This is a genomic window from Saccharothrix sp. NBAS 001 (assembly GCF_056640475.1).
In genome coordinates this window covers 1,575,816-1,587,989 of the sequence record NZ_CM153251.1, presented here as the reverse complement: position 1 = coordinate 1,587,989, position 12,174 = coordinate 1,575,816, and the positions used below count along the sequence as shown (strand labels likewise).

Annotated in this window: 16 protein-coding genes; 15 read left to right on the top strand and 1 reads right to left on the bottom strand. The window is 72.0% G+C overall.

Features of this window, described 5'->3' with window-relative positions:
* The first annotated feature begins 11 nt into the window (after positions 1-11).
* Genes AC0HI0_RS06940 through AC0HI0_RS06920 form a run of 5 tightly spaced genes read left to right on the top strand, consistent with a single transcriptional unit; the run spans position 12 to position 5,478 of the window.
* Positions 12-314: a hypothetical protein gene (locus AC0HI0_RS06940; RefSeq protein WP_480931425.1), complete on the top strand. Its 303-nt coding sequence runs from the start codon at positions 12-14 to the stop codon at positions 312-314.
* The gene (locus tag AC0HI0_RS06935) at positions 314-856 is read left to right on the top strand and encodes a 3'-5' exoribonuclease domain-containing protein (protein WP_480931424.1); all 543 of its coding nucleotides are present in this window, start codon (positions 314-316) and stop codon (positions 854-856) included. Before AC0HI0_RS06940 ends, AC0HI0_RS06935 begins: the two co-directional genes overlap by 1 nt.
* Positions 846-1,112, top strand: coding sequence for a hypothetical protein (locus AC0HI0_RS06930; protein ID WP_480931423.1), 267 nt, complete (start codon positions 846-848; stop codon positions 1,110-1,112). Before AC0HI0_RS06935 ends, AC0HI0_RS06930 begins: the two co-directional genes overlap by 11 nt.
* Before the next feature lie 14 nt (positions 1,113-1,126).
* Complete coding sequence (locus tag AC0HI0_RS06925; protein ID WP_480931422.1) at positions 1,127-2,740, top strand: phage portal protein; 1,614 nt, start codon at positions 1,127-1,129, stop codon at positions 2,738-2,740.
* A gap of 23 nt (positions 2,741-2,763) precedes the next feature.
* Positions 2,764-5,478, top strand: a complete 2,715-nt coding sequence (locus AC0HI0_RS06920) for a phage minor capsid protein (protein ID WP_480931421.1) — start codon at positions 2,764-2,766, stop codon at positions 5,476-5,478.
* Positions 5,479-5,648: 170 nt separating this feature from the next.
* On the opposite strand, the gene AC0HI0_RS06915 is transcribed toward AC0HI0_RS06920, so the two are convergent.
* The gene (locus tag AC0HI0_RS06915) at positions 5,649-6,053 is read right to left on the bottom strand and encodes a hypothetical protein (RefSeq protein ID WP_480931420.1); all 405 of its coding nucleotides are present in this window, start codon (positions 6,051-6,053) and stop codon (positions 5,649-5,651) included.
* Positions 6,054-6,209: 156 nt separating this feature from the next.
* On the opposite strand from AC0HI0_RS06915, the gene AC0HI0_RS06910 reads away from it, so the two are divergent.
* From AC0HI0_RS06910 to AC0HI0_RS06865, 10 genes are all read left to right on the top strand, one after another.
* Complete coding sequence (locus tag AC0HI0_RS06910; RefSeq protein ID WP_480931419.1) at positions 6,210-6,857, top strand: hypothetical protein; 648 nt, start codon at positions 6,210-6,212, stop codon at positions 6,855-6,857.
* 21 nt (positions 6,858-6,878) lie between these two features.
* Positions 6,879-7,937, top strand: a complete 1,059-nt coding sequence (locus tag AC0HI0_RS06905; RefSeq protein ID WP_480931418.1) for a major capsid protein — start codon at positions 6,879-6,881, stop codon at positions 7,935-7,937.
* 12 nt (positions 7,938-7,949) lie between these two features.
* Entirely contained in the window at positions 7,950-8,366 is a 417-nt protein-coding gene (locus tag AC0HI0_RS06900) for a hypothetical protein (RefSeq protein WP_480931417.1), read from the top strand.
* Complete coding sequence (locus AC0HI0_RS06895) at positions 8,363-8,953, top strand: hypothetical protein (RefSeq protein ID WP_480931416.1); 591 nt, start codon at positions 8,363-8,365, stop codon at positions 8,951-8,953. The genes AC0HI0_RS06900 and AC0HI0_RS06895 overlap by 4 nt, the downstream gene beginning before the upstream one ends.
* A gap of 64 nt (positions 8,954-9,017) precedes the next feature.
* Complete coding sequence (locus AC0HI0_RS06890; protein WP_480931415.1) at positions 9,018-9,308, top strand: hypothetical protein; 291 nt, start codon at positions 9,018-9,020, stop codon at positions 9,306-9,308.
* Between the two features lie 3 nt (positions 9,309-9,311).
* Positions 9,312-9,815, top strand: coding sequence for a hypothetical protein (locus AC0HI0_RS06885; RefSeq protein ID WP_480931414.1), 504 nt, complete (start codon positions 9,312-9,314; stop codon positions 9,813-9,815).
* Positions 9,816-9,827: 12 nt separating this feature from the next.
* Complete coding sequence (locus tag AC0HI0_RS06880; protein ID WP_480931413.1) at positions 9,828-10,289, top strand: hypothetical protein; 462 nt, start codon at positions 9,828-9,830, stop codon at positions 10,287-10,289.
* A 13-nt stretch (positions 10,290-10,302) separates the two neighbouring features.
* The gene (locus tag AC0HI0_RS06875) at positions 10,303-11,172 is read left to right on the top strand and encodes a DUF4082 domain-containing protein (protein WP_480931412.1); all 870 of its coding nucleotides are present in this window, start codon (positions 10,303-10,305) and stop codon (positions 11,170-11,172) included.
* On the top strand, positions 11,169-11,858 hold the full coding sequence (locus AC0HI0_RS06870) for a hypothetical protein (RefSeq protein WP_480931411.1): 690 nt from the start codon (positions 11,169-11,171) through the stop codon (positions 11,856-11,858). The genes AC0HI0_RS06875 and AC0HI0_RS06870 overlap by 4 nt, the downstream gene beginning before the upstream one ends.
* Positions 11,849-12,163 (top strand): hypothetical protein, encoded by a 315-nt coding sequence (locus AC0HI0_RS06865; protein ID WP_480931410.1) that lies wholly within the window; start codon positions 11,849-11,851, stop codon positions 12,161-12,163. The genes AC0HI0_RS06870 and AC0HI0_RS06865 overlap by 10 nt, the downstream gene beginning before the upstream one ends.
* Positions 12,164-12,174: the final 11 nt, after the last annotated feature.

Here is a 12,174-nt window from a genome sequence, read left to right as displayed (position 1 = left end):
AAAGGCAACCTGTGACCGAGCAGAAGCCCAGCGTGGGCCGGATCGTGCACTACGTCAGCGAGGGATCGCCCGTTCGAACGGACGGCACCCAGAAGTACACGTCGGCCTGCCGTGCTGCGGTCGTCACCGCTGTGGAACCGGAGGCCACCGAGGACGGCCAGTGCCTCAGCCTCGCCGTCCTCAACCCGACCGGAATGTTCTTCCACCAGCACATCTGCCAGCACGACGGCGACACCGGGCACGACGCGTCCGGTGTGGAGATCCCGGCGCTGTCGTACCGGGGCGGCACGTGGCATTGGCCGGAGCGGGTCTGATGCGGTTCTGGTTCGACACGGAGTTCGTCGAGGACGGGCGCACGATCGACCTGGTGTCGATCGGGATCGTCGCCGAGGACGGCCGCGAGTTCTACGGCGTCAGCAGCGAGTTCGACCGTGGCAAGCTGCTGTCCAACCCGTGGCTGGCGGCCAACGTCTGGCCGCACCTGCCCCGCGTCGGGCACTACGACGGAGTGCGCTGCGCGTGCGTGCACGGCCACCTCGACACCGGTCACCCGGCCGTGCGCACGCGCGCCCTGCTCGGCCGCGCCGTGCGGGACTTCCTCCTCGCCGACGGCGAGCGGGTCGAGCTGTGGGCGGACTACGCCGCGTACGACCACGTCGCCTTGGCGCAGCTGTTCGGCACGATGCTGGACCTGCCGCCGGGCATCCCGATGTTCACTCGCGACATCCAGCAGTACGCCGCCGACCTCGGCGTCACCGACCTGCCCGAGCAGACCGACGGGCAGCACGACGCGCTGGCCGACGCCCGCCACTGCCGGGCCCGCTGGGAGTTCCTGGAGGCCCGGCGTGCCGGATGACCTGATCCCGCGCCTGTTCGTGCTGCGTTCCGGCTCGCTCGACGGGCCGGTCGTCGCGGACGGGGTGCAGTGGCCGGACGGCACGATCACCGTCCGCCGCCACGACCCGGCCGCCACCGCCTCGTGGTCCGGCTGGGACGACCCGGCCGCCATCGAGGTGCAGGACGGTACGTCCGTCGTGGTGTGGCGCAGGCGCGACACCTACATCGACCCGCCCGCCGCCGAGCCCGCCACGAACGCGGGCACCGAGACCTAGTCAGGGGGTGAGCTGTGTCGCTCCCCGACGGAGGCAAGACCCCTTGGCCGCCGAAGAAGTTGGACCCGGTGTTCGCACGCCTCGACGCGTGGGACGCCTGGTACACCGGTGACCCCGACCACCTCGCCTACGTCTACGGCGGGCCAGGGAGCGGCCGGGGCTACGACTCCGTGTCCCGCGCCCGCGTCCGCAACCGCCCGAGCCAGTACCGGGGCGGCGTCGTCGGCACCGTCAGCCGCTGGTTCTGGGGCGCCCCAACGTCGGTCGGCGAGGTGCCGTCCCGGCTGCACATGCCGCTGGCGGCCGACATCGCGCAGAAGTCCACCAGGGTGCTGTTCGCCGAACCGCCCAAGGTCAAGCTCGCCCACGCGCCGACGCAGGAACGCCTCGACAGGCAGTTCGACCGGCTCCACGCGTCGCTCCTGGAGGCGGGCGAGTCCTGCGCGGGCCTAGGCGGCACGTACCTGCGGGTGGTGTGGGACAAGGACGTCGCCGACGCGCCGTGGCTGCACACCGCGCACGCAGACCAGGCCGTGCCCGAGTGGTCCTGGGGCAGGCTCAAGGCCGCGACGTTCTGGCGCATCGTGGAGGAGAAGGACCAGAAGGTAGTCCGGCACCTGGAGCGTCACGAGTCCGGCGTGATCCTGCACGGCGTGTACGAGGGCACCCCCGACACGCTCGGCAAGTCCGTCGACCTCCACAACTACGAGGCCACCGCCGAGCTGGCCGATCGGGTCGAGACCGGCACGACGCGGCTGACCGTCGTCTACGTGCCGAACATGCGGCCCAACAAACTGTGGCGCACGATCCCGGACGCCGAGCCGTTGGGGCGCGCGGATATCTCCGGCGCGGAAGGGCCGCTGGACCGGCTCGACGAGACGTGGACCTCGCTCATGCGGGACCTGCGCCTGGGCAAGGGCCGAGTGTTCGTCCCGGACACCTACCTGACCTCCAACGGCCCCGGCCAGGGCGCATCGTGGGACGCCGACCAGGAGATCTACGAGACCCTCCGGATGCTCCCCGGCCCCGGCGAGAACCTGATCACGCTGAACCAATTCGACATCCGGGTCGACGAGCACCTGGGGATGGCGCGGCAGCTCACGATCGAGATCCTTCGGTCGGCCGGCTACAGCCTCCAGTCGTTCGGGTTGGACGGTGACGTGGCGGCGACGGCGACCGAGGTCACCGCGCGCGAACGCGACACCTACCTCACCCGCGCGCACAAGATCCTCTACTGGCTGCCCGCGCTCGCCGACATCATCTGGACCCTCCAGGAGGTCGACAAGGCCCAGTTCGGCGCGGACATCTCTCCGCAACAGCCCGACATCGAGTGGCCCGACGGCGTCTCCGAGGACCCCGAGAAGACCGCGCGCACGCTCCAGCTGCTGCACGCGGCCGAGGCCGTGTCGATCCGGACCAAGGTCGAGCGCCTGAACCCGGACTGGGACAAGCCGCGCGTGGACCGGGAAGTGCTGGAGATCCGCCGGGACCTCGGCATGGTCAACACCGACGCCGGCCAGGACCTGGACGACCTCGCAGCCAACGGCACCACCGGCGACGAGCCGGAGCCCCCCGACGACGAGGCCGGGGACGGCGAACCGGTCGAGGAGGCGGAACCCGCCGCCTGACCGTGCCGGGGAGGTGATCCCCGGTGCCGGTCGACCCCGAACACCTCGACGCCATCGCCGCGACCGTCGCGGACGTCTACCGCGAGGCCGAGCTGGCGCTGGTGCGGCTGCTGGCCCAGCACCTCAAGGGCGACCTCGACAGCGACATGCCCGCGCCGGAGTGGGTGACGCGCAAGCTCGCGGCGGTGCAGGCACTGCGGCGGGGTGCGCAGGCCGTCATCGCGGGCCTGACGACGTCGAGCGACGCCGCGTTCCGCGACGCCGCGGCGAAGGCCTTCCGGTCCGGCGCGAACTCAGCGGCGGCGGAGCTGCCCAAGTCCTGGTTCCCCAAGAGCGGGCTCGGCCAGGCGGCGGCGAAGGCGCAGTGGGACGACCTGCCCGGCGCGGGCGCGGTCGAGGCGCTGGCCGCCGCCGTCCACAAGGACGTCGGCATCAAGTCGAGCAACATCCTGCGCGACGTCGTCGACGTGTACCGGTCGGTCGTGGCCGCCGCCGTGGCGACCACGGTGACCGGCACGCAGACCCGGCGGCAGGCATCGCAGGCCGCGTGGAGGGCGTTCACCGACAAGGGCATCACGTCCTTCGTGGACCGTGGCGGCCGGCGCTGGCAGCTCTCGTCCTACGTGGAGATGGCCGCGCGCACGGTCACCCAGCGCGCGGCGGTGCAGGGCCAGACCGACCGGCTCGCCCAGCTCGACATCGACCTGGTGCAGGTGTCCGACCACGGCCAGGAGTGCGAGCGGTGCCGCCCGTTCGAGGGCAAGGTGCTGCGCACGACCGCCGGCCCGGTCGGCAGGATCAAGGTCCCGCACGCCACCGACGACGACCAGACCGTCACGGTCACCGTGCTGGCCACGCTGGACGACGCCCGCAGGGACGGTCTCCAGCACCCCAACTGCCGCCACTCGGTGTCCGCGTACCTGCCTGGCGTGTCGAAGCTGCCGACCAGGGAGACCGCCGACCCCGAGGGCGACAAGGCGAGGCAGAAGCAACGGGCGCTGGAGCGGGAGATCCGGGCGGCGAAGGTCGCCGAGGTCGGCGCGCTGGACCCGGCGGCGAAGAAGGCCGCAGGGCGCGACGTCCGCGCGGCTCAGGAGAAGCTGCGCGAACACCTCAAGGCCAACCCCAAGCTCAAGCGGCTGCCGTACCGGGAGCAGATCGGCGCGGGCAACATCCCGCCCAAGGGCAAGGGCGGCGCGGCGGGCGACATCGGCCCGACCACCCAGCCCACGCTCGACGGCGGGCCCGGCAGCAAGGCCAAGCCGACATCGTCCACACCGGACGAGCCGGTCGTGCACGTCGACCGGGACCAGCTCGACCTCGGCGACGTCACGCCCGGCCCCGAGCCGGAGAACCCGCTCGGCGGCATGGTCCTCAAGCTTAAGCCCAGCGGGGTCGTGGACGGAGACTTCTCCGGCCTGCGCAGGGTGGGTCCGCAGGGCGGGTCGAACCCGGGCGGGCTGTACGAGGACGACAAGGGTGTCCGCTGGTACGTCAAGTCGCAGCGCTCCGAGCTGCACGCCCGCAACGAGGTCGCCGCGGCGAAGCTGTACGAGGCGGCCGGTGTCGACGTGCCCGAGGTGCACCTGGGACGCGGCACCCCGGACCTGTCCGGCGACTGGCACACCGCGTCCCGCGTGCTCGACGGCGACCGCGTGTCCGACCCCGCGTCCGTGCGCAAGGAGCTGCGCGAGGGCTACGGCGTCGACGCCTGGCTGGCCAACTGGGACACGGTCGGCGCGAGCTTCGACAACATCATCAAGCGGCCGGACGGCAAGGTCGCCCGGATCGACCTCGGCGGGTCGCTCCTGCACCGTGCGCAGGGCGGCGCGAAGGGCAGCGCTTTCGGCGACAAGGTGGACGAGTGGCTGTCCCTGCGGGACGCCTCGCGGGCACCGCAGGCCAGCCGCGTGTTCGGCGGCATGACGCCGGCCGAGCAGTTGGCGGCGGTGACCCGGGTCAACAAGGTCAAGGTCGGCACGATCCGCCAGATCATCGAGGCTGCCGGGCTGCCCAGGTCGCTCGCGGACACGCTGGTCGCCCGGCGCAAGGATCTGGTAGCCAGGCTGCCCGCGCTGCGGGAGCAGGCCAAGCGGCACCGGGCGTGGGAAAAGGCGCACAAGGCGGCGGCCAAGGGCCGCAAGGGACTCGACACGCCGCCGATCCAGCTCACCTACACCGACCGGCGACTGGTGCCCAAGCCGGTCGGGTGGGACGCCGACAGGCTGCGGCAGGTGGCGCAGGCGGTCGCCGACTACCGGGGCTCGGGCTACCAGTCGATCAACGCGTACCTGCGCCACGGGACAGGCGACCGAGCCGACACCGTGGCCAGGATCGACCAGGTCATGGCGCTGTCCGACCTGCCCAAACCGGTCGGCGTGCACCGGGGCATCATGGATCCCCGCAGGGTCTTCGGTGCGGCGTGGAACGACATCGACGTGGTCGGGCTGGAGTGGACCGAGAAGGGCTATTCCTCGACCACTGTCGACGACCGGGTGGCGCGGAGTTTCAGCAAGGCGGGTGCCACGGGAAGGGTGATGATGCGGATCGTGCTGCCGGCCGGTTCCCGCGCCCTGCGCCTGTCCGACATGGCGGGGCCGGGCCAGTCCCTGGGCGGCATCCGGACCGAGGCGGAGGTGCTCACCGAGCGCCGGCACCGGTACCGCGTCGTCGCCGACCACGGCGTCGACCAGGATGGGACGAGGCACGTCGACGTGGAGGTGGTGACCGACCCATGAGCAGTCCTACCGATCCCGCGCGGTCGATCATCGACCGGTGGGAGGACACCGAGGTCGAGGTGACCGACGCGCCCGAGCAGCCGAAGCCCGGCCCGCCGATGGAGCCCCCGAACTGATCCCGACTACGACGAAGGCCCCGCCTCCCCGGCGGGGCCTTCGTCGTGAACGGGTCAGCAGTCGTCGATCCGCCACTGGCCGGCCTCGCGGGTCCACGGCTCCCCACGCTGGTCCAGCTCGGCGCGCGCGTAGGTGTAGGTGACCCGCGCGAGGTCGCCCGACGCCTGGTCCACGCTCAACGTCTTGATCTCCTGCGGCCCGTACAGCTGGGACGCCGCGTCCACCAGGCCGACGAACGCCGTCCGGGTCTGCCGTTCCCGGCAGCGCGTCGACAGCAGGTCGTACGCCTCCGACCCTCTACCTCCCAGGTACGCCTCCGAGTAGGCCCGGACCGCGCTCTCCAGCACGCTGGTGTCCGGGGCCGCGCTCGTCGACGGCGTGGTGCCCGGCGCGCTGGCCGCGCCTGTCTCCCCCGATTTCGCGTTGCCGCCGCTGCACGCGGTGCACAGCGCGATCACGACTGCCCCTGCTGCGAGTGCTCGATTCATCACACAGAGCTGATCGCCGCAGGTGCGGATTCCGCTACGCCGCCAGGCCCGCACGGGCCCGTTCGGCGTGCGCGCTCACGGCCGCACGGCCACCCCGCTCCACCACACCCGCACGGGAGAACCCACATGTCCGAAGAGGCCACCACCACGTCCGCCGACTCCTCCGGCGAGCCGACCACCGAGCCGACCGCGCCTGCACAGGAGCCGTCGAGCACGGAACCGGCCAAGGCAGAGGAGCCCAAGGGCGACGGCACCGACTGGAAGGCCAAGGCCCGCCAGTGGGAGGACCGGGCCAAGGAGAACAAGAGGGCGTTCGACCAGGCCGCCCAAGGCCAGTCGGCGACCCAGAAGACCCTCGACGCGATCGCGGTCGCCCTCGGCCTGAAGAAGGGCGAGGAGGTCGACCCGCAGAAGCTGGCCGACCAGCTCACCGCCGAGCGCGACAAGGCCGCCCAGGAAGCGCAGGACGCGCGGACCGACCTGGCCGTCTACCGCATGGCGGACACGCACAAGGCCGACGCCGGCGCGCTGCTCGACAGCCGCGAGTTCAAGGCCGACGTGGACGCACTCGACCCGGCGTCGAAGACGTTCCGCGAAGACCTCGCCGAGCTGATCAAGCAGCGGGTCAAGGACAACCCCAAGCGGTACGGCCGCGAGCACGCCCCGACCACGCCGAAGAAGTCCGGTTCGGACGGCATGAACGGCGGCCAGGGACCGGCTCCGCGCTCGGGCTCCCTGCACGCAGCGGTCGCGGCGGCCACCAAGCAGACCTAACCCAACCCCGAGGAGAGGCACATGCCTGTCACTCTCGCGCAGGCTGAGATCAACGCCCGCGCCGACATCGACCACGCGGTCATCCGCAACCTGCGCCAGTACTCGTGGCTGTGGGATCAGATCGTGTGGGACGACACCGCGACGCCGGGCACCGGCGGTGCCTCGCTCGTCTACGGCTACACCCTGCTCACGCAGGCGCGCAGCGGCCAGTTCCGCCGGCTCAACACGGAGTACAGCACCGACAGCGCGAAGCGCGAGCAGAAGTCCGTGGGGCTCAAAGCTTTCGGCGGCGCGTTTGCGCTCGACCGGGTACTGCGCAACCTCGGTCCCGCGCAGACCAACGAGCTGACGTTCCAAATGCAGGAGTTGCTGACCGGCGCGACGATCCGGCTCCAGGAGGAGATCATCAACGGCGACGTCGCCGTGGACGACTCCGGGTTCGACGGCCTCGACAAGCTGCTCACCGGCAGCACCACCGAGTACGTGCCCAACTCCGGCACCACGATGTACGCGGACTGGTCGCCGGGCACGATCGACACCCAGGCCAAGGCCAACATCCAGCTCGACATCATCGACGACTGGCTGTCCACCATCGTCCCGTCCAAGGTCGGCGGCGGCGACCTCGGCGCGCCCGGCGCGCTCCCGGCCGGTGTGCGCGCGATCCTGGGCAACACCAAGAGCATCACGCGTATGCGCGCGCTCGCCCGGTGGGCGGGCAGCTACACCAACACCAAGGACGACCTCGGCCGCCAGGTCGAGATGTACGGCCCCTGGCCGCTCGTGGACATCGGCGAGAAGAGCCTGGGCAGCGGGCCGATCATCCCGATCGAGACCCGCGACGCGGACGGCGTCGGCGGTGGCGGCAACATCACCAACCTCACCGACCTCTACGCCGTGTCGTTCGGGCTGGACTCGTTCCACGGCGCGGCGATGGCCGGCAAGCCGCTGGTCGAGACCTACCTGCCGCAGTGGAACACGCCCGGCGCGGTCAAGAGCGGCGAGATCGAGATCGGTCCCGGCGCGATGGTCCTGCGCAACACCAAGTCCTGCGGCGTGCTCCGCAACATCAAGGTCGCCTGAGAGGGGATGGTCATGTCTGTCCAGCACTTCCGCATCACCGCCCCCGAGGCCTTGTTCAGCGGCTCGGTCGTGGGCGTCCGGTTCGAGCGCGGGGTGGCCGCGCTGTCGGTCGACCTCGACGCGCCGCGCCCGGACGGCGCGACCCGGCCGCCGACCGCCGTCACCGCGCTGACCTACTTCCGGCGCAAGGGCTACGTGGTCGAGGAGATCGACTCCCCGGCCGACGTGCAGCCCGAGACCGGCCCGGTCGGCACGCCCAACTCCCGCGCGGTCGGCGAAGCCGAAATCCTCGGCATCCCACCGGTGGACGGCCAGGACGACGGCAAGCAGAGCGGGCCGCCCGCGCCTGCGTCCACCGAGGACAAGGGCGCTGCCCCGAAGTCCCCCGCGAAGCCGGCCGCGAAGACTCCCGCCAAGGAGGAGAAGTGACGACCGTCCACGGCCGCTACCCCCGCGTCCTCGCCGACAGTCCGGCGCTGGACGGTCCCTACAACGACCTGCCCGGCGTCGACCAGGACGCTTTCGTGCGCAGCAACATTCCCGCGTGGGCGTGCACGAGCGACCTGGCCGCCACCGGCACCGGTGTCGCGATCGGCACGTTCGTGTTCCTGCGCAAGGGTGACGTCGTCACCAACCTGTCGTTCGTGGCCGGCGCGACCGCGTTGGCCTCGGGCACTGCCGGGTGGCACGCGCTCTACGACGCGGCGGGCAACCTGCTGCGGCAGTCCGCGGCACAGGGCGCGGCGGCGTGGTCGGCCAACACCGCCCGCAAGCTGGCACTGACGTCGCCCTACACGATCCCGGCGGACGGCTGGTACATCGTGGCCACGTCGACCACGGCGTCGACCGTGCAGACGCTGATCGGCTGCGCGCCGATCGTCACCGCGTCCGGCGCGGTCCACACCGGCAGCAAGGCGTTCGGGTTCACGTTCGGGTCCGCGACCGGCGACGTCGCGCCGGCGACGACCGGGGCGCGCACCGCCGTCGCGAAGTGCCCAATCGCCATCGTCAGCTGACCAGTCCTCCGCCGGGCCGCGTTGGGACCGCGCGGCCCGGCGGACCCACCAGGAGGTGATGCGCGTGACCGTGTACGAGCGCGTCGAGGGCGGCCAGGTGGTCGAGCGCGTCGCCCCGATCGACGGCAGCCACGAGGACACCAGGCTCGGCGTGATGGTGCTGGAGGGCGGAACCGGCGGCTGGCGGCTCGCCGGCGCACCCGAACCCGCGCAGGCCGAGCAGTCGGACACCGGCGCGGGCGAACGCCCGCAGGAGCCCGGAACCGGCGAATCGACACCGGAGACCCAACCGCCGCACGCCGACGAGGCGATCAAGCCCACCGCGCGCAAGCGCGGCCCGAAGGAGGTTGAGTAGGCAGTGGCCCTCACCACCCGCTTCAAGCTCGAACTCGTCGCCGGCCTGACCGGTCTGGCGGACCTGTCCACCCCGCAGGACGACCTGCGGTATCTCAAAGAACTCGTGCTCACCAGCGGCGTCGGCGCGGGCCAAGCGGACAAGCTGTGGCGCAACAAGGCCCGCAACATCGCGGCGTCGAGCACCGACACCCTCGACCTCGCCGGCGGGCTCACCGATTCCCTCGGCCAGGCGTTGACGATCGTCAAGCTCAAGGCGCTCATCGTCGTGGCCGCGACCACCAACACGAACAACGTGATCATCACCCGTCCGGCCACCAACGGCGTCCCGCTGTTCGGCGCGGCGGGCGACGCCGTGCCCGTGTTCCCGGGCGGGTTCAACGCCTGGGGAGCACCCGGTGCTGGCGTGACGGTGACGCCGAGCACCGGCGACCTGATCGACCTGGTCAACTCCGGTTCGGGCAGCGCGGTCGTGTGTGACGTGATCCTCATCGGCACCAGCGCGTAGTAGGAGGACCACGTGGCCGCCGGGGTGTTCAACGTCAGCAAGGGGTCGTGGCGGGGCTTGCTGTCCCTGCCTGCGGCGAACGACGCGCTCGTCATCCTGCTGCTCAAGGCGAGCGGGCTGGTCGCCGACGACGTGCTGGCCGACTACCTGGACCTGGCCACCCTCCTCGGCGGCGCGTCGGACGAGGCCGATTTCACCAACTACGGCCGCAAGATCCTCACCTCGGGAATCACGATCAACCAGGACAACGCGGCCAACCGGGTCGACCTCGACATCCCCGACCAGACGTGGACCTCGGCCGGCGGCGCGACGAACAACGCGCTGGGCAAGCTGCTCGTGGCCTACGACCCGGACACGACCGGCGGCACCGACTCGTCGCTGGTGCCGGTGTCCTACCACGACTTCGTGGCCACCACGGACGGCACCAACCTGGTCGCCGAGATCAACGCAGCGGGCCTGCTCCGCGCAGCCTGAGCAGAGGTGGACGGTGACGGACTACCGCGTCTTCCCAGCCACCGACGGCCCGTCGACCAGCGTCACAGACGGCCAGCCGCTCAACCTCGGCATGGAGATCCGGACCAGCGGGCCAACATGGCTGCTGGGCCTGGCGTTCTGGCGCGGCAACCTCGACGTCGACGGCGCGGTCGAGGGGCAGGCGTTCACGGTCGACGACACCAGCTCGGGCACCCCGGTACCCGGCAGTCACGTGGCGTTCGCGCTGTCCGGCCTCGGCTGGCAGGTCGGGCTCCTCGGCACTCCGCTGGCCCTGAGCGAGGCCGTGCGGCACAAGGCGTGCGTGCACTTCCCGGACCGCTTCCACCTCACCCCGGGCTACTGGGACAGCGGCGGGCCGGGGGAGCTGGGCATCGTGCACGGCCCTCTGACCGCCTACAGCCACGCGGCCTCGGTCGCGGGGCAGGGCTCGTTCTCCACCGGGCCGCTGTCCAACTACCCGGCGATCTCCGGTGGCGGCGCGAACTACTGGATCGACGTGCTCATCACCGACGTCGAGCCGACGACCGAGGTCCGCGTGCAGCTGGCGCAGGCGGTCGAGGCGCACACCGCGCACGCGATCGCAGTGACCAAGCGGGCGCTGCTCGCACAGGCCGCCGAGACCGGCACGGCGCACGCCGTCGCGCCGGCGCACCGCGTGCCGCTGGACCTGGCGGCCGAAGTCGACACCGCGCACCAGCCCGGTCTGCACCGCGCGGTGCCGCTCGGCCTGGCGGTCGAGACCGACACCGCGCTGCCCGTGTCCGTGGCCGGCGCGCTGCTCGTGCCCGGCGTGCACACCACCGGCGTGACCGTCGCCGGCCTCACCACGAGCGGCCGCGTGTCCGGATTGGAGGCCAGGTGACCACCACCGACGTCGGCGACATCGCCACCCTCGCCCTCACCGTTGCACCGTCCGCTCCGGACACCAGCGCGACGCTGACCGTGGTCTCCCCCACCGGCACCACCACCTCGCCGACCACCACGCCGAACGGCGACCGGTCGGTGTGGACGGCGCTGCTCCCGCTCACCGCGCCGGGCGTCTGGCTGGCCCGGTGGACGGTGACCGGGACCGGCGCGGGCGTCGAGCAGCAGACCGTCACCGCCCGCCCTGTGCTCCCGGTGGTGGTCGCGGGCCAGCGGGTGTACGCGACCACCGCAGACCTCGCCGACTACCTGGAGGCCGCGCCGCCGGCAGACGCCCGCCGGATGCTCCGGCGTGCGTCGGCGCGGGTGGACGACATGCTCACCACGGCCGTCTACGCCGCCGACGCCATCACCGGCCACCCGACCGACGCCGCGGCGATCGCCGCGCTGCGCGACGCCACCTGCGCCCAGGTCGAGTGGTGGATCGAGACCGGCGACGAGTCCGGCGCGGCATCGCAGATGCAGCAGGTCAGCATCGGCTCGGTCAGCCTCGGCCGGGGCTACACCGGCAAGGGCTCGGCGACCGGCTACGGCCAGACCTACTCCGAGGAGGCGGTGGGGCACCTGCGCCGCGCCGGCCTGCTCGGTCACGGGCCCTACAGCTGGAGCGGGCCGTGGGGGTGATCCCCGGCTGGCTGCTGCGGCACACCGTCGTGGTCGAGCCGTACCAGGGTGCCGGTGCGACCGGCCCGATCTACGGCCCACCCGTCGAGGTCCGGTGTTTCGTCGAGGACAGGCGGCGGCTGGTGCGCGGTCCGGACGACAGCGAGGTGGTCTCCGAGGCCACCGTCTACTGCACGCCGGACACCGTCGCCCCTCCCGAGTCCCGGGTCCGGGTCCACGGCCGCACCGCGACCGTGATCCAGGCGCTGCGGCGCGACGGCGGCGGCCTGCCCACCCCGGACCACCTGGAGCTGGTGCTCACCTGACCACGAGGGGG